General features: G+C 61.3%; 17 protein-coding genes and 1 pseudogene. 14 read left to right on the forward strand and 4 right to left on the reverse strand.

What is annotated here, in order from left to right:
- Nucleotides 1-36: 36 nt before the first annotated feature.
- A complete protein-coding gene (gene uraH / locus H0Z09_RS18865) occupies nucleotides 37-390 on the reverse strand; it encodes a hydroxyisourate hydrolase (RefSeq protein ID WP_186692350.1) in 354 nt (117 codons plus the stop codon).
- A 390-nt stretch (nucleotides 391-780) separates the two neighbouring features.
- Between uraH and puuE the strand changes: the two genes are divergently transcribed.
- The 7 genes from puuE (at nucleotide 781) to H0Z09_RS18900 (ending at nucleotide 7,832) form a co-directional block, all read left to right on the forward strand.
- Nucleotides 781-1,707: an allantoinase PuuE gene (gene puuE, locus H0Z09_RS18870; protein ID WP_186692359.1), complete on the forward strand. Its 927-nt coding sequence runs from the start codon at nucleotides 781-783 to the stop codon at nucleotides 1,705-1,707.
- Nucleotides 1,704-2,219, forward strand: coding sequence for a 2-oxo-4-hydroxy-4-carboxy-5-ureidoimidazoline decarboxylase (gene uraD, locus H0Z09_RS18875; protein ID WP_186692368.1), 516 nt, complete (start codon nucleotides 1,704-1,706; stop codon nucleotides 2,217-2,219). Before puuE ends, uraD begins: the two co-directional genes overlap by 4 nt.
- Before the next feature lie 42 nt (nucleotides 2,220-2,261).
- Nucleotides 2,262-3,257 carry an allantoicase gene (gene alc / locus H0Z09_RS18880; protein ID WP_186692377.1) on the forward strand — a complete coding sequence of 332 codons (996 nt, stop codon included), beginning with the start codon at nucleotides 2,262-2,264 and terminating at the stop codon, nucleotides 3,255-3,257.
- 119 nt (nucleotides 3,258-3,376) lie between these two features.
- Nucleotides 3,377-3,880 (forward strand): ureidoglycolate lyase, encoded by a 504-nt coding sequence (locus tag H0Z09_RS18885; protein ID WP_076953041.1) that lies wholly within the window; start codon nucleotides 3,377-3,379, stop codon nucleotides 3,878-3,880.
- 51 nt (nucleotides 3,881-3,931) lie between these two features.
- Nucleotides 3,932-5,215, forward strand: coding sequence for a urate hydroxylase PuuD (locus H0Z09_RS18890; protein WP_186692379.1), 1,284 nt, complete (start codon nucleotides 3,932-3,934; stop codon nucleotides 5,213-5,215).
- A gap of 253 nt (nucleotides 5,216-5,468) precedes the next feature.
- Nucleotides 5,469-6,818, forward strand: coding sequence for a nucleobase:cation symporter-2 family protein (locus H0Z09_RS18895; RefSeq protein WP_186692382.1), 1,350 nt, complete (start codon nucleotides 5,469-5,471; stop codon nucleotides 6,816-6,818).
- A 228-nt stretch (nucleotides 6,819-7,046) separates the two neighbouring features.
- The gene (locus H0Z09_RS18900; protein ID WP_186692384.1) at nucleotides 7,047-7,832 is read left to right on the forward strand and encodes an outer membrane protein OmpK; all 786 of its coding nucleotides are present in this window, start codon (nucleotides 7,047-7,049) and stop codon (nucleotides 7,830-7,832) included.
- Between the two features lie 103 nt (nucleotides 7,833-7,935).
- Here H0Z09_RS18900 and H0Z09_RS18905 read toward each other — a convergent pair whose 3' ends face one another.
- Entirely contained in the window at nucleotides 7,936-9,078 is a 1,143-nt protein-coding gene (locus H0Z09_RS18905; protein WP_186692386.1) for a patatin-like phospholipase family protein, read from the reverse strand.
- Nucleotides 9,079-9,108: 30 nt separating this feature from the next.
- Entirely contained in the window at nucleotides 9,109-10,044 is a 936-nt protein-coding gene (locus tag H0Z09_RS18910) for a lipid A biosynthesis lauroyl acyltransferase (RefSeq protein ID WP_186692388.1), read from the reverse strand.
- 118 nt (nucleotides 10,045-10,162) lie between these two features.
- Here H0Z09_RS18910 and minC point away from each other — a divergent pair, with 118 nt between their 5' ends.
- From minC to H0Z09_RS18945, 7 genes are all read left to right on the forward strand, one after another.
- Nucleotides 10,163-10,900 (forward strand): septum site-determining protein MinC, encoded by a 738-nt coding sequence (gene minC, locus H0Z09_RS18915; protein WP_186692390.1) that lies wholly within the window; start codon nucleotides 10,163-10,165, stop codon nucleotides 10,898-10,900.
- A gap of 200 nt (nucleotides 10,901-11,100) precedes the next feature.
- On the forward strand, nucleotides 11,101-11,913 hold the full coding sequence (gene minD / locus H0Z09_RS18920) for a septum site-determining protein MinD (RefSeq protein ID WP_017737535.1): 813 nt from the start codon (nucleotides 11,101-11,103) through the stop codon (nucleotides 11,911-11,913).
- A gap of 3 nt (nucleotides 11,914-11,916) precedes the next feature.
- Nucleotides 11,917-12,171 (forward strand): cell division topological specificity factor MinE, encoded by a 255-nt coding sequence (gene minE, locus H0Z09_RS18925; RefSeq protein WP_003175252.1) that lies wholly within the window; start codon nucleotides 11,917-11,919, stop codon nucleotides 12,169-12,171.
- Nucleotides 12,172-12,267: 96 nt separating this feature from the next.
- Nucleotides 12,268-12,903 (forward strand): RluA family pseudouridine synthase, encoded by a 636-nt coding sequence (locus H0Z09_RS18930; RefSeq protein ID WP_076953034.1) that lies wholly within the window; start codon nucleotides 12,268-12,270, stop codon nucleotides 12,901-12,903.
- A 186-nt stretch (nucleotides 12,904-13,089) separates the two neighbouring features.
- Nucleotides 13,090-14,379, forward strand: coding sequence for a M18 family aminopeptidase (locus H0Z09_RS18935; protein WP_186692392.1), 1,290 nt, complete (start codon nucleotides 13,090-13,092; stop codon nucleotides 14,377-14,379).
- 203 nt (nucleotides 14,380-14,582) lie between these two features.
- Nucleotides 14,583-14,759 (forward strand): hypothetical protein, encoded by a 177-nt coding sequence (locus tag H0Z09_RS18940; protein WP_186692395.1) that lies wholly within the window; start codon nucleotides 14,583-14,585, stop codon nucleotides 14,757-14,759.
- A gap of 52 nt (nucleotides 14,760-14,811) precedes the next feature.
- Complete coding sequence (locus H0Z09_RS18945; protein ID WP_186692397.1) at nucleotides 14,812-16,983, forward strand: mechanosensitive ion channel domain-containing protein; 2,172 nt, start codon at nucleotides 14,812-14,814, stop codon at nucleotides 16,981-16,983.
- A 139-nt stretch (nucleotides 16,984-17,122) separates the two neighbouring features.
- On the opposite strand, the pseudogene H0Z09_RS27385 reads toward H0Z09_RS18945, so the two are convergent.
- Nucleotides 17,123-17,306 (reverse strand): annotated as a pseudogene (locus H0Z09_RS27385) (hypothetical protein); the annotation flags it as partial.

Below are 17,306 nucleotides of genomic sequence, written 5' to 3' on the forward strand. Positions count from 1 at the left end.
TCAACGAAGCGCTTTGGGGGGTGAAGCGAGGTGACGCTAGCTACCGCGATAGGTGGAGTAGCTGTAGGGCGAAATCAGCAGCGGGACATGGTAGTGGTCCTGTTCGGCGCTGATGCCGAAGCGCAGCACCACCACGTCAAGGAAAGCGGGCTCGGGCAATTGCACACCACGGGCGCGGTAGTAGTCACCGGCGCTGAATTGCAGCTGGTACACACCGCTGCGGTAGGCGTCGCCTTGCAACAGTGGCGCGTCACAGCGGCCGTCGCTGTTGGTCAAGGTGGTGGCAACCCGTTCCAGTTGCGTGCCTTCGACGCGATACAGCTCAACCTTGATCGCGCTGCCGGGGCAGCCGTGCGCGGCGTCCAAAACGTGTGTGGTCAAACGTCCCATGGCGGTTACGCGCCTCCCGAAGTCAGTCATAGAGTGAGCCGCACTTTTTCAGGGCATCGAAAAAGTCGGCGATAGCTGATTAAGACACTTTCTAAAAAAATTGTACACAATAAAAATCACAAAGCTTTGGATCCGCCTGTCGTTATTGCCTGCTGCTGCAATCGACAGGTAATCCTTGCTTTTTAACGACCTTTTGTCCATTAGCTGACCAGTCAGGCAAGTTTCTTGCTACACCTTCAACACAGCACCTCGCGGAAAAAATGCAGAAATGCAGGCTTACAAAGTCGATGATAAGTTGTATACAATCACTCATCGCTGTGACGCCACCCAGTCATTTTACTGCCCGGCCGCCACACACACTTGCTACCACGAACAAGAAGGAAGACTGCAGTGAGCGCTGACTACCCACGCGACCTGATCGGTTACGGCAGTAACCCTCCTCACCCCCACTGGCCGGGCAAGGCACGCATCGCGTTGTCTTTCGTACTCAACTACGAAGAGGGCGGTGAGCGCAACATTTTGCACGGCGATAAGGAGTCCGAAGCGTTCCTTTCGGAAATGGTCTCGGCGCAACCGCTGCAGGGCGCGCGCAACATGAGCATGGAGTCGCTGTATGAATACGGCAGCCGTGCCGGGGTGTGGCGCATCCTCAAGCTGTTCAAGGCGTTCGATATTCCGTTGACCGTTTTCGCCGTGGCGATGGCCGCACAGCGCCACCCCGAGGTGATCCGCGCCATGGTCGAGGCCGGCCATGAGATCTGCAGCCACGGCTACCGCTGGATCGACTACCAGTACATGGACGAGGCCCAGGAGCGCGAGCATATGCTCGAAGCCATCCGCATCCTCACCGAACTCACCGGCCAGCGCCCGCTGGGCTGGTACACCGGGCGCACCGGTCCCAATACGCGGCGGTTGGTGATGGAGGAAGGCGGCTTCCTCTATGACTGCGACACCTACGACGACGACCTGCCCTACTGGGAGCCCAACAACCCAACCGGCAAGCCGCACCTGGTGATCCCCTACACCTTGGACACCAACGACATGCGCTTCACCCAGGTGCAGGGCTTCAACAAGGGCGATGACTTTTTCGAGTACCTCAAAGACGCGTTCGACGTGCTGTATGCCGAAGGCGCGGAAGCGCCGAAGATGCTGTCCATCGGCCTGCATTGCCGCCTGATCGGCCGCCCGGCGCGCCTGGCCTCGTTGAAGCGTTTCATCGAGTACGCCAAAGGGCATGAACAGGTGTGGTTCACCCGCCGAGTGGACATTGCGCGCCATTGGCAGGAAACCCACCCGTACACGGGAGCCGCGAAATGACTGCGTTCCAGACCCTCAAGCCGTCGAGCCTGAGCCGCGATGAATTCGTCGACGCCTTCGCCGACATTTACGAACACTCGCCATGGGTGGCCGAAAAGGCCTTCGACCTGGGCCAGGATGCTTCGATCGACCAGATCGAAACCCTGCACCAGCGCATGAGCGACATCCTGTTGAGTGCTGATCATCAACGCCAACTGGCGCTGATCAACGCTCACCCCGACCTGGCAGGCAAAGCTGCCGTCCAGGGCGAACTGACCCAAGCCAGCACCGATGAGCAAGCTGGCGCGGGGATTCACCAATGCACGGCCGAAGAGTTTTCTCGCTTCACCGAGCTGAACGAGGCCTACAAGGCCAAGTTCAAGTTTCCCTTCATCATGGCGGTAAAAGGCAGCAACCGGCACCAGATCCTCGCCGCGTTCGAAACGCGCATCCACAACTCCGCCGACGCTGAGTTCAAGTGCGCACTGGACGAGATCAACAAGATCGCGTTGTTCCGCTTACTGACCCTCTAAGCAGTCCATCCCCAGCCACTCATTTTAAGGCAGACAAGAAGAATGAAAGCTTACGCCGTACCTTTCGAAAAGTTCGTCAACCTCGCCGACGCCCGTCTAGGCACCAAGATCATCTCGGTGACCGATGACTGGTTCGCCGACGCCAACCGCCTGTTCCAACCGACCCCGGCTGTGTGGAAGGAGGGCGTTTTCGATGACAACGGCAAGTGGATGGACGGCTGGGAGTCGCGCCGCAAGCGCTTTGAAGGCTACGACAGCGCAGTGATCCGCCTCGGCGTGCCGGGCTCGATCAAAGGCGTGGACATCGACACTTCATTCTTCACCGGCAACTACCCGCCGTCGGCGTCGCTGGAAGCCTGCTTCCTGGCCTCGGGCGAGCCTGACGAGCACACCCAGTGGGTGGAAGTGCTGTCGGCCGTCGAGCTGCAAGGCAACAGCCACCACTATCACGAGATCAACAACGCGCAGGCGTTCAGCCACCTGCGCTTCAACATCTACCCGGATGGCGGCGTGGCCCGTCTGCGCGTGTACGGCGTGCCGTTCCGCGACTGGTCCGCAGTGGGCGACAACGAACAGGTTGACCTGGCTGCCGCACTGAACGGCGGTCGCGCGCTGGCTTGCTCCGATGAACATTTCGGGCGCATGAGCAACATCCTCAACCCCGGCCGTGGCATCAACATGGGCGACGGTTGGGAAACCGCACGGCGTCGCACCCCAGGCAATGACTGGGTGATCGTCGCGCTGGGGCACCCTGGCGAGATCGAGAAAATCATCGTCGACACCCTGCACTTCAAGGGCAACTACCCGGACACCTGCTCGATCCAGGGCGCGTTCGTCAAAGGCGGCACCGACAGCCAGATCGAAACCCAATCGCTGTTCTGGCGCGAATTGCTGCCGGCGCAGAAGCTGGAAATGCACGCCGAACATACCTTCGCCGAGCAGATCAAGGCGCTGGGGCCGATTACCCACATTCGCCTGAATGTGTTCCCGGATGGTGGTGTGAGTCGCCTGCGGGTCTTGGGCAAGGTCTCTAAGTAAGCGGTGAACTCGATCGCAGGCAAGCCAGCTCCCACCTTGGAATGCGTTCCCCTGTGGGAGCCGGGCTTGCCCGCGATAGCGCAAGAACCCACAACACACAATCCGGATAAGAGACAGCCATGCGCACACTGATGATCGAACCCCTGACCAAAGAAGCCTTCGCCCCTTTCGGAGACGTTATCGAAACCGATGGCAGCGATCACTTCATGATCAACAACGGGTCGACCATGCGCTTTCACAAGCTGGCGACGGTCGAGACCGCGCAGCCTGAAGACCACGCCATCATCAGCATCTTCCGCGCCGACGCGCAGGACATGCCGCTGACCGTGTGCATGCTGGAGAGACACCCGCTGGGCAGCCAGGCCTTCATTCCGCTGCTCGGCAACCCCTTTCTGATCGTGGTCGCGCCAGTTGGCGATGCACCTGTATCAGGCTTGGTCCGCGCCTTCGTCACCAACGGCAGGCAGGGCATCAATTACCATCGCGGCGTCTGGCACCACCCGGTGCTGACGATCGAAAAGCGGGATGACTTCCTGGTGGTTGATCGCAGTGGCACAGGCAATAACTGCGATGAGCATTTTTTTGAAGAGGATGAGCGGTTGATCCTCGCCCCCCACCAATAAGAGAAGGCCGGATCACCCGACAACAAGGGTGACAGGCGAGAGGTAAAGACTGTGGAAGCACATCTGTTGGAATGGCTGAACCTGAGCGTGCGCTGGGTTCACATGATCACTGGCGTCGCCTGGATCGGCGCTTCGTTCTACTTCGTCTGGCTGGAAAACAACCTTAATCGCGTCAACCCCAAAAGCGGCCTGGCCGGTGACTTGTGGGCGATCCACGGTGGCGGTATCTACCACCTGGAAAAATACAAACTGGCTCCCCCGACCATGCCGGACAACCTGCACTGGTTCAAATGGGAAGCCTATTTCACCTGGATGTCGGGCGTCGCGCTGCTGTGCGTGGTGTTCTATTGGAACCCCACGTTGTACCTGCTGGCACCGGGCAGCAGCCTCAGCGGCACCGAAGGCGTGTTGCTGGGCATCGGCTCGTTATTCGCCGGCTGGTTCATCTACTCCTTCCTCTGTGACTCGGCACTGGGCAAACGCCCGGCCCTGCTCGGCTTGATCCTGTTCGTGCTGTTGATTGCCGCAGCCTATGGCTTCAGCAAGGTGTTCAGCGGACGCGGTGCGTACCTGCACGTGGGTGCGGTAATCGGGACGATCATGGTCGGCAACGTGTTCCGCATCATCATGCCCGCCCAGCGTGCACTGGTGGCGGCCATCGCCGAGAACCGCACGCCGGACCCGGCACTGCCGGCCAAAGGCTTGCTGCGTTCGCGCCACAACAACTACTTCACCCTGCCGGTGCTGTTCATCATGATCAGCAACCACTTCCCGAGCACCTACGGCAGCCAATACAACTGGCTGATCCTGGCCGGGATCGCGGTGGCGGCGGTGTTGGTGCGGCACTACTTCAACACTCGGCATAACAGCCAGAAGTATGCGTGGACCTTGCCGGTGGGTGCGTTGGCGATGATTTGCCTGGCCTACGTGACCGGTCCAAAACCCGCCGCCGAAGTGGCCAAGGCGCCTGCGGCCATTGAGTACCAGCCCTTGCCGGAAACCGCGCTGGGTGGCGGCTTGAAGCCCGCAGCGCCTGCCGCACCGGCGGCTGAGCCGGCACCGGCCCAGGCCACCACGGATTTCGGCCAGGTGCACCACGTGATCGAGCAGCGCTGCACCGTGTGCCATTCGGCCAAACCCACCAGCCCGCTGTTCAGCACGGCGCCGGCGGGTGTGATGTTCGACACCCCGGAGCAGATCCAGCAACAGGCGGCGCGTATTCAAGCGCAGGCCGTGGCGAGCCAGATCATGCCGCTCGGCAACATCACCCAGATGACCCAGCAGGAAAGAGACCTGATCGGCACCTGGATCAACCAAGGAGCCCGCACCAACTGACTGTTTCACACAAACCCAATGTGGGAGCTGGCTTGCCAAAAATCTCCTGTAGTGAGCGGGCTTGCCCCGCGCTGGGTGGCGAAGCCGCCCTAAACCCAGGCGCCTGAGTTCTGTCTGGCAGAATGCGGTGGCTGGATTGGGGCGGCTTCGCCACCCAGCGCGGGGCAAGCCCGCTCACTACAAGATGTGTAAGTACCCTCACAATTGAGATGCGTTCCAAACAACACAACAATAAAAAGATCCGAGGTGTTGCATGACCGAGTTAGTCGAACCGCAGATTCCCGCCGCGCCCGCCATGGCGCGGCTGCCCCTCTTGCAACTGATTCTGGTAGGCCTGCAACACGTCTTGCTGATGTATGGCGGTGCCGTCGCCGTGCCCCTGATCATCGGCCAGGCCGCGGGCCTGGGCCGTGAAGAAATCGCCTTCCTGATCAATGCCGACCTGCTGGTGGCCGGTATCGCCACCCTCGTGCAGTCGTTCGGTATCGGCCCGCTGGGCATCCGCATGCCGGTGATGATGGGCGCCAGTTTCGCCGCCGTCGGCAGCATGGTGGCCATGGCCGGCATGCCGGGTATCGGCCTGCAAGGCATTTTCGGCGCGACCATCGCCGCCGGGTTCTTCGGCATGCTGATTGCGCCGTTCATGTCCAAAGTGGTGCGCTTTTTCCCGCCGTTGGTGACGGGCACAGTGATCACCGCGATTGGCCTGTCGCTGTTTCCCGTCGCCGTGAACTGGGCCGGTGGCGGCAGCGCCGCCGCGACCTTCGGCTCGCCGATCTACCTGGCGATCGCGGCGCTGGTGCTGGGCACCATCCTGCTGATCAACCGCTTCATGCGCGGCTTCTGGGTAAACATCTCGGTGCTGATCGGCATGGGCCTGGGGTATGCGTTGTGCGGCCTGCTTGGCATGGTCGACCTCAGTGGCCTGGCCCTCGCGCCGTGGGTGCAGGTGGTAACGCCGCTGCACTTTGGCATGCCCAGGTTCGAGCTGGCGCCGATCCTGTCGATGTGCCTGGTGGTGGTGATCATCTTTGTCGAATCCACGGGTATGTTCCTCGCGCTGGGCAAAATCACCGGCCAGGACGTCACGCCCAAAATGCTGCGCCGTGGCCTGCTGTGTGATGCCGGCGCATCGTTCTTTGCCGGATTCTTCAACACCTTTACCCACTCCTCCTTTGCGCAGAACATCGGCCTGGTGCAGATGACCGGCGTGCGTTGCCGCTCGGTGACGATCATGGCCGGGGTCTTTCTGATCGTACTGAGCCTGCTGCCCAAGGCCGCGTACCTGGTGGCGTCGATTCCCCCGGCGGTGCTGGGTGGCGCGGCGATTGCCATGTTCGGCATGGTGGCGGCCACTGGAATCAAGATCCTGCAAGAGGCCGATATTGCCGACCGTCGCAACCAGTTGCTGGTGGCGGTGAGCATCGGCATGGGCCTGATCCCCGTGGTGCGCCCGGAATTCTTCGCGCAACTGCCGCTGTGGATGAGCCCGATTACCCACAGTGGCATCGCCATGGCCACCCTCAGCGCGTTGTCGCTGAATATCCTCTTCAACATTCTTGGCGGGGCCGAGCGCCCTGCCGCTGAGCACGCCCACACCTGAAACATGCCCCATTGTCGCCCTGTGCGCGCTGTAACGGCGCACTTGAGCCCAGACGTGGGAGCCAGTATTCTCCGCGCCCGCTTGAATCGACGGTTTTTCTACCGCCTTGGCGCGGCTTTTGCTGTAGCCATAAAGCTGACCAATTAGACGAGTTTTTCAGCCAATCCAAAGGCGCCACACCAGAGCGCCAGATGAAAAAAACATAAAACTTTAACTCGGGAGCACCGAATGAAACCTATGTTCAAAGGCCTGATGCTGGCGGGATCTCTGCTGGCCGGTGGCCAAGCCGTGGCCGGTGATTTTCTGCAGTGGCAGAACAACAGCCTGACTTATCTGTGGGGCAAGAACTTTACCGTCAACCCGCAGATCCAGCAGACCGTCACGTTCGAACATGCCGATGCCTGGAAGTACGGCGACAACTTCTTCTTCCTCGACCGCATCTTTTACAACGGCAAGGAAGACGGCAACGCCGGTCCGAATACCTACTACGGCGAGTTCAGCCCGCGTTTGTCGTTCGGCAAGATTCTGGACAAGGATTTGTCATTCGGCCCGATCAAGGACGTGCTGCTGGCCTTCACTTACGAGTTCGGCGAAGGCGACAACGAGTCGTACCTGCTGGGCCCGGCTTTTGACCTGAACATCCCTGGTTTTGACTACTTTCAGCTGAACTTCTACCAGCGCCAGACCGAAGGCAATCGCCCGGGTGACGGCGTGTGGCAGATCACACCGGTGTGGTCGTACACCCTTCCCGTGGGCAACTCTGATGTGTTGATCGACGGTTTCATGGACTGGGTGGTGGACAACGACAAGAATGCTCGTGGCACTTACCACGCCAACCTGCACTTCAACCCGCAGGTCAAATATGACCTGGGCAAGGCGCTGCATTGGGGTGACAAACAGCTGTATGTCGGTTTTGAATACGACTACTGGAAGAACAAGTACGGGATCGAAGATTCGGGCGCGTTCAAGACGACTCAGGACACGGCGAGCTTCCTGGTCAAGTATCACTTCTAAATACAACCTGGGGGAGCGGGCTTGCTCGCGAATGCGGTGTGTCAGTCAGCACATTCATTGGCTGACACCGCATTCGCGAGCAAGCCCGCTCCCACATTTAGATCTATGCCAGGCCCAGGAATTTTGACAATTCCTCTCGCTTGGCCAGCGCATCCTTGCGCCCCAACTCAATCAACTCGCTGCAATACCCCGCCTCGAACAGCAGATAACTCAACACCCCCGCCCCGCTCGTCTTGGTCGCTCCCGGCCCACGCAGGAACATGCGCAGTGCCGCCGGCAATTCCTGCCGGTGCCGCGCCGCGATTTCATCGATGGGCTGGCTCGGCGCAATCACCAGCACTTCCACCGGCGCCAGGCCCTGGGCCGCGCTGCCGGTCGGCTGGAATTCGCTGAACTGGTTCAAGCGCTCAAGCAATTCGATATCACTTTCCAGGCTGTCGATGAACGTGCTGTTGAGCATATGCCCGCCGATCTGCGCCAGGGTCGGTTCCTGGCCGGTAAAGGTGCGCTGCACCGCTGGAGCATTGCCACGTGGGTTACCGCTGACGCCCACTACCAACACGCGGGTGGCGCCCAGGTGCAAGGCCGGGCTGATGGGTGCCGATTGCCGCACGGCGCCGTCGCCAAAGAACTCCTGGTCGAGTTTGACCGGGGCAAACAGCAAGGGGATCGCCGAACTGGCCAACAAGTGTTCAACCGTCAGCCGGGTGGGCATGCCGATACGGCGATGGCGCAACCAGGCGTCGATGGTGCCGCCGCCTTGATAGAAGGTCACCGCTTGCCCGGACTCATAGCCGAAGGCCGTCACGGCTACCGCGTGCAGGTGCTTGTGCCGGATGGCCTCGTCGATGCCGTCCAGGTCCAGGCGTTCTTGCAGCAGGTCGCGTAACGGTGAGCTGTTGAGCAAGGCCACCGGCACTTGGGCACCCAGGCCCAGCAGGCTATGGATAAAGAAACGGCTCGCTTGGCGCATCACGCCCGGCCAATCGCTGCGCAGCACCAGATGACTGCGAAAGCCCTGCCAGAAGGCGGTCAGGCGTTGGATCGCGGCCCGAAAGTCCATGGCGCCACTGGCCAGGCTCACCGCATTGATCGCCCCGGCCGAAGTGCCGACGATCACCGGGAACGGGTTGGGTGCGCCCGGCGGCAGCAGTTCGGCAATCGCCGCCAATACCCCTACCTGATACGCCGCTCGCGCCCCGCCGCCGGAAAGAATCAAGCCTGTAACCGGTTCAGCTGGGCGCATTGCGTCACTCCGCGTGGGGAAAAGTAGGCCTTATCGGCGGCGTTTTTCGTACAGCTTGGGTTCACCCGGCGGCCGACTCTTGAAGCGGCGATGGGTCCACAGGTATTGCTCGGGGCATTCACGCACCGACGCTTCGACCCACTGGTTGATGCGCAGGCAGTCGATTTCATCGCTTTCGCCCGGAAAATCGCTCAACGGCGGGTGGATGACCAGCCGATAACCGCTGCCATCGGCCAAGCGCTCCTGGGTGAACGGCACCACCAGCGCCTTGCCCAGGCGCGCGAACTTGCTGGTGGCGGTCACGGTGGCGGCCTGGATGCCGAACAACGGCACGAAAATGCTTTGCTTGGCGCCGTAGTCCTGGTCCGGTGCGTACCAGATGGCGCGGCCGGCGCGCAGCAGCTTGAGCATGCCGCGCACATCTTCGCGCTCCACGGCAAGGGAGTCGAGGTTGTGACGCTCGCGGCCACGGCGCTGGATATAGTCGAACAACGGGTTGCCGTGCTCGCGGTACATGCCATCGATGGTGTGTTTCTGGCCGAGCAGCGCGGCGCCGATTTCCAGGGTGGTGAAGTGCAGCGCCATGAGGATCACGCCCTTGCCATCCAGTTGGGCCTGCTTGAGATGTTCCAGGCCTTCGACATGGGCCAGGCGCGCCAGGCGCTGGCGCGACCACCACCAGCTCATGGCCATTTCAAAGAAGGCGATGCCGGTGGAGGCGAAGTTTTCCTTGAGCAAGCGTTTACGCGCCTTGGCGGATTTTTCCGGGAAGCACAATTCCAGGTTGCGCGCGGCGATGCGGCGACGTTCGCCGGCCACATGGTACATGCCGGCGCCGAGCAAGCGACCAATGGTCAACAGCGCGCGGTACGGCAGTTGGGTAACCAGCCACAGCACGCCGAGCCCCAGCCACAACAGCCAAAAACGCGGGTGAAAAAATACAGTGCGAAAACGCGGGCGATCCATTACAGATTCCGGTAAAGACAGGGCCGCGCATTCTACAACGGTTCGACTCGGCTTGCGGCCCGTGGATGTTCTCGTTATAAGTCTCGACACTTTTCGTGACAAGCCGCTTTTGCCGACCATGAGCCAAACCGAACCGCTAGACCAAGATCCCGTGTTCCAGCTGAAGGGCAGCATGCTCGCCATCACCGTGCTGGAACTGGCCCGCAACGACCTCGACGCCCTGGACCGCCAGCTCGCCGCCAAGGTCGCCCTGGCGCCGAATTTCTTCAACAATGCCCCGCTGGTGCTGGCTCTGGACAAGCTGCCGGCCAGCCAAGGCAGCATCGACCTGCCCGGCCTGATGCGCGTGTGCCGCTCCCATGGCCTGCGCACGCTGGCGATTCGCGCCAGCCGCATTGAAGACATCGCCGCCGCCATCGCTATTGAACTGCCAGTACTGCCACCGTCCGGCGCACGCGAGCGTCCGCTTGAACCATTGGTCGGTGAAGAGAAGAAAAAACCGGAAAAACCACCGGAGCCGACGATCAAGCCTACAAAGATCATCACCTCGCCCGTACGCGGCGGGCAGCAGATTTACGCCCAGGGTGGCGACCTCGTGGTGATTTCTTCGGTCAGCCCGGGGGCGGAACTTCTGGCCGATGGCAACATCCATGTATACGGCCCGATGCGCGGCCGTGCGCTGGCCGGCATCAAGGGTGATACCAGGGCCCGTATTTTCTGCCAGCAGTTGACCGCTGAGTTGGTATCCATCGCAGGCCAGTACAAGGTTGCCGAAGATTTGCGCCGCGATCCGCTGTGGGGGGCTTCGGTACAGGTCAACCTGTCGGGCGATGTGTTGAACATCATTCGTCTTTAACGGATACTGCCGCATTTTCCAAGCATCTCTAAACTCTGATAGCACAGCGAAACCGGCAATACTTGTGTAGGACTAATTGGAAGTTGGCGTTTCCCTGCGGAAACCACATCTTTTTCCTACAAAGGCTGTCCGCCTGCAGCGAGTTCCAAGAGATGTTTTTCAGGGACTGAAACGTCCTTCTTCCTTAGGGGTGAAACACCTTGGCCAAGATTCTCGTGGTTACATCCGGCAAGGGTGGTGTGGGTAAGACCACCACCAGCGCCGCTATCGGTACCGGTCTCGCTCTGCGCGGCCACAAGACAGTGATTGTCGACTTCGACGTCGGCTTGCGTAACCTCGACCTGATCATGGGCTGCGAACGCCGCGTGGTGTATGACTTCGTCAACGTGGTCAACGGCGAAGCCAACCTGCAACAGGCCCTGATCAAGGACAAGCGCCTTGAGAACCTGTACGTACTGGCCGCCAGCCAGACCCGCGACAAAGACGCGCTGACCAAGGAAGGCGTAGGCAAAGTCCTGGCCGAGCTGAAGGAAACCTTCGAATACGTGGTCTGCGATTCGCCGGCCGGTATCGAGACCGGTGCTCACCTGGCGATGTATTTTGCCGATGAAGCGATCGTGGTGACCAACCCGGAAGTCTCCTCCGTACGTGACTCGGACCGCATGCTCGGCCTGCTGGCCAGCAAGTCCCAGCGCGCCGAGAAAGGCGAAGACCCGATCAAGGAGCACCTGCTGCTCACCCGCTACAACCCTGAGCGTGTCAGCAATGGCGAAATGCTCGGCGTTGAAGACGTGAAGGACATCCTCGCCGTGACCCTGCTGGGCGTGATTCCAGAATCCCAGGCCGTCCTCAAGGCTTCCAACCAGGGCGTGCCGGTGATCCTCGACGACCAGAGCGACGCCGGCCAGGCGTACAGCGACGCCGTTGATCGCCTGCTGGGCAAGACCGTGGAACACCGCTTCCTCGATGTCAAGAAGAAGGGATTCTTCGAGCGTATCTTTGGAGGCAACTAAACAATGAAATTTCTCGACTTCTTTCGCGCCAACAAAAAGCCAAGTACCGCGTCGGTAGCGAAAGAGCGTCTACAGATCATCGTGGCGCACGAACGCGGCCAACGCAGCACCCCGGACTACCTGCCAGCCTTGCAGAAGGAACTGGTCGAGGTGATCCGCAAGTACGTCAATATCGGCAACGATGACGTGCACGTCGCCCTGGAAAATGACGGCAGCTGCTCGATTCTGGAACTTAATATCACCCTGCCTGATCGTTGATCGAACAGGCGGCCGCCACGGCGGCTCGTTCACCCGTATCCCTTTTCAAGGGCCGGGTGGGCGAGCCGCCGTTGGCGTTTGTTACGAGGCTGTTTAATGCCGTTGTCCAACATCCATATCCTCTATCAGGACGCCGCCGTCCTGGTGGTGAACAAGCCGACCCTGCTGCTCTCGGTGCCTGGCCGCGCCGATGACAACAAGGACTGCCTGATCACCCGCCTGCAGGAAAACGGCTACCCCGAAGCCCGCATTGTTCATCGCCTGGACTGGGAAACCTCGGGGATCATCCTGCTGGCCCGGGACGCCGATACCCACCGCGAACTGTCGCGCCAGTTTCATGACCGTGAAACCGAAAAGGCCTACACCGCTCTGGCCTGGGGCCAACCGGCACTGGACAGCGGCAGCATCGATTTGCCCCTGCGCTACGACCCGCCGACCAAGCCACGGCACGTGGTGGACCACGAATTCGGCAAGCATGCGCTGACATTCTGGAAAGTGCTCGAGCGTTGCGGCGACTGGTGCCGCGTGGAACTGACGCCGATTACCGGACGTTCGCACCAATTGCGCGTGCATATGCTGTCCATCGGTCACCCGCTGCTGGGGGACGGGTTGTATGCCCATGAACAAGCCTTGGCTGCGTGGCCACGACTGTGCCTGCACGCAAGCATGTTGAGCTTCACCCATCCGCAAAGCGGCGAGCGCCTGCGCTTCGAGTGCCCGGCGCCGTTCTAAAACTGGCAATGAGATAAAAATGTGGGAGCGGGCTTGCTCGCGAATGCGGTGGGTCAGTTAGCACATTCGGTGACTGACACACCGCATTCGCGAGCAAGCCCGCTCCCACATTCAGTTCTGCGCCAGTTCTCGCCACCGACTCAAACCAATACGGTAAACTCCGCACACTGCTGTCTGGAGCTATTTATGCGCGAAGCGTTGAATCAAGGCCTGATCGACTTCCTCAAGGCCTCCCCTACTCCTTTTCATGCCACTGCCGCCATGGCCCAGCGCCTCGAAGCGGCCGGCTACCAGCGCCTCGACGAGCGCGACACCTGGACCACCGAAGCCAACGGCCGTTATTACCTGACCCGCAACGATTCCTCGATCATCGCCTTCAAGCTCGGCCGCCACTCGCCGCTGCAGGGCGGTATCCGCCTGGTCGGCGCCCACACCGACAGCCCGTGCCTGCGGGTCAAGCCGCAGCCGGAGTTGCAACGCCAAGGCTTCTGGCAGTTGGGCGTGGAGGTCTACGGCGGCGCGCTGCTGGCGCCGTGGTTCGACCGCGACCTGTCCCTGGCCGGCCGCGTGACCTTCCGCCGCGACGGCAAGGTCGAAAGCCAACTGATCGACTTCAAGCTGCCCATCGCGGTCATCCCCAACCTGGCGATTCACCTGAACCGTGAAGCCAACCAGGGTTGGGCGATCAATGCGCAGACCGAGCTGCCGCCGATCCTCGCGCAGTTTGCCGGTGACGAGCGCGTGGACTTTCGCGCCGTGCTTACCGAGCAGCTTGCCCGGGAACACGGGCTGAACGCCGACGTGGTGCTCGACTACGAGCTGAGCTTCTACGATACCCAAAGCGCCGCGGTGATTGGCCTGAACGGCGACTTCATCGCCGGCGCGCGCCTGGACAACCTGCTGTCGTGCTACGCCGGCCTGCAAGCCTTGCTCACCAGCGACAGCGAAGAAACCTGCGTGCTGGTGTGCAATGACCACGAAGAAGTCGGCTCCTGCTCGGCCTGCGGTGCCGACGGCCCGATGCTCGAACAGACCCTGCGCCGATTGCTGCCTGAAGGTGATGAGTTCGTACGCACCATTCAGAAATCCCTGCTGGTTTCGGCGGACAACGCCCACGGCGTGCACCCCAACTATGCCGACAAGCACGACGCCAACCACGGCCCCAAGCTCAATGCCGGCCCGGTGATCAAGGTCAACAGCAACCAGCGCTACGCCACCAACAGCGAAACCGCCGGGTTCTTCCGCCATCTGTGCATGGCCCAGGAAGTACCGGTGCAGAGCTTCGTGGTGCGCAGCGACATGGGTTGCGGCTCGACCATCGGGCCGATCACCGCCAGCCACTTGGGTGTACGCACCGTGGACATCGGCCTGCCGACGTTTGCCATGCACTCCATCCGGGAGCTGTGCGGCAGCCATGACCTGGCACATCTGGTGAAGGTGTTGGGCGCGTTCTACGCGAGCCACGACCTGCCCTGATCTCAAGACCGGACGCGGTCAAAAATGTGGGAGCGGGCTTGCTCGCGAAGACGGTGGAACAGTCGATATATTCAGTGACTGACACACCGCATTCGCGAGCAAGCCCGCTCCCACATTTTGTCCGTGTACACCTGATCTGCATCATCTGCACTTTCTACAATCCCGCCTAGACTTGTCAGTATTCCCACTCCGACAAGGCCATCATGATTTCCATGTCCTCCTTCCACGCCATGCTGATCCCGATCCTGATCGGCATGCTGCTGCTGGCCGTGGGTTTCAACTTTCGTGACAAGCCCCTCGGCGTGTTCGGCATGTGGGTCGGCATGCTGCTGATCCTGGGCACGGTGGTATACAAGATCCTCGCCAAACTGGCCGAATGACGCTTGCCCTCGTACACTCGATCGACCTGCCGTCTTCAAGGTTGCCCGCCTCGTGTTTTCCCGTCTGTTCGCCCTGCCCTGCTCGCTATTGATTGCCCTGCTCGTACTGCTGCCGTGCGCCCCTGCCCAAGCCGTGGGTTTGCCGGGCATGCTCGGCAGCGGCGCCAAGGCCCAACCCCAGGCCGAGGTGCCGTTGGGCCAGTCGTTGGACGAGGTCATCAAGACCCTGGAGAACGACCAGCAGCGCACCCAGTTGCTCAGTGACCTGAAAAAACTGCGCGCAGCCACGCAAAAAGCCCAGCCCGCCGCAGAGCTGGGGGTGCTGGGGCTGATCGGCAGTACGCTGTCGGGCTTTGAGCAGCAGTTTTCCGGCACCGACAGCCCGATGGGGCGCTGGTCCAACGAAGTCGACCTGGCCAAGCAAGAACTCAGTGCGCTGATGCTGCCGGCCAACGAATGGCTGCCGATCATTTTCGGTTTTGCCCTGATCCTGGCGGTATGGAGCCTGCTCGCCGCCGCGCTGATCTGGCTGAGCCACCGCGTGCGCGAACGTTTCGGCCTGCCCGAGGAATTGCCGCAGCACCCACGCACCTGGGACATGGTGCGCTTCGCCCTGCGCAAACTGGGCCCCTGGCTGATCGCCCTGGTGATCACAGTTTACCTGAGCTACGCCCTGCCTTCGTCCCTGGGCAAATCCCTGGCGATGGTATTGGCTTACGCCCTGGTGGTCGGCACCTGCTTCTCGGCCATCTGCGTGATTGCCTTTTCCGTGCTTGACGGCCCCCATCGCCATCGCGCGCTGTACATTCTGCGCCACCAGGCGTTCCGCCCCCTCTGGTGGATCGGCAGTTTTGCCGCCTTCGGTGAAGCCCTGAGCGATCCCAGGCTGGTACAAGCCCTTGGGCAACACCTGTCCCACACCGCCGCGACCGTGGCCAATGTGATGGCGGCGTTGTCGACCGGCGTGTTTATCCTGCGTTTCCGTCGGCCCATCGCCCACCTGATCCGTAACCAGCCGCTGTCACGCCGCCTCACACGCCGCGCCCTCAGCGACACGATCGAAATCATCGGTTCGTTCTGGTACCTCCCCGCGTTGCTGCTGGTGGGCATTTCGCTGTTCGCCACGTTCGTCTCCGCCGGCGACACCAGCACCGCCTTGCGCCAGTCACTGCTGTGTACGGTGCTGCTGGTGTTGTGCATGGTGATCAACGGTCTGGTACGCCGCCACGCGCTCAAGCCGCAACGCGGGCACAAGCGCCACGCGCTGTACTCCGAGCGCCTGAAAGGCTTCGTCTATACCTTGGCGCACCTGCTGGTGTGGCTGGTGTTTATCGAGCTGGGCCTGCGGGTGTGGGGCCTGTCGCTGATTCGTTTTACCGAAGGCGATGGCCATGAGGTCAGCGTCAAGCTGTTCGGCCTGGCCGGGACCTTGCTGTTTGCCTGGCTGATCTGGATCCTCAGCGACACCGCGATTCACCATGCGCTCACCCGCTCGCGCAAAGGCCTGGCCAACGCGCGGGCACAGACCATGATGCCGTTGATCCGCAACGTGCTGTTCGTGACGATTTTTATCATCGCCGCCATCGTCGCCCTGGCGAACATGGGCATGAATGTCACGCCGCTGCTGGCCGGTGCCGGTGTGATCGGCCTGGCCATCGGCTTTGGTGCGCAATCGCTGGTGGCGGACTTGATCACCGGCTTGTTCATCATCATCGAGGACTCCCTGGCGATCGATGACTATGTGGACGTGGGCGGCCACCTCGGTACCGTCGAGGGCCTGACGATCCGCACGGTGCGCCTGCGCGACATCGACGGGATCGTGCACACCATCCCGTTCAGCGAGATCAAGAGCATCAAGAACTACTCGCGGGAGTTCGGCTACGCGATCTTCCGGGTGGCGATCCCGTACAACATGCAGATTGACGACGCCATCAAGCTGATACGCGATGTTGGCCAGAAAATGCGCAACGACCCCCTGCAACGCCGCAACATCTGGTCGCCCCTGGAGATCCAGGGCGTGGAGAGTTTCGAGTCGGGCAGCGCGATTCTGCGTGCACGCTTCAAGACCGCGCCGATCAAGCAGTGGGAAGTGTCGCGGGCGTTCAACCTGTTGCTCAAGCGCCAACTGGATGAAGCCGGGCTGGACCTGGCGACGCCGCGCTTGAGTGTGCAGGTGGTGACGGGGGCTGCGGGTGCAGAGGGGAAAGAGAAGAGTGTGCAGTAGGCAATGGGGTCTGGGAGTTGGCTTGCCTGCGATGGCTGTGGCAAGGGAGCTTGCTCCCGTGGCGGCCCCTGGGCCGACCATGTCTCTGGGTTTGAGTACATATCCATTCCCGCGGTAACGGCGGCTATTGGTTCCGCTCTTACAGCGGCTCACTTTTGAAAAGCGCAAAAGTAAGCAAAACGCTCTTGCCCCACCACTCGGTGCCTCGCCTAGGCTCGGCATGCCCGAACGAAGGCTTGAATCCGTGGGCCGCCGCCACGCGCCATCCATGGCGCGGGGCGGCTAACCCGGCGTCCTGCCGGGTTACCCACGGATTCAAGCCT

This window comes from Pseudomonas sp. SWRI18, assembly GCF_014268345.1.
In the GTDB taxonomy this organism is placed as follows: domain Bacteria; phylum Pseudomonadota; class Gammaproteobacteria; order Pseudomonadales; family Pseudomonadaceae; genus Aquipseudomonas; species Aquipseudomonas cedrina.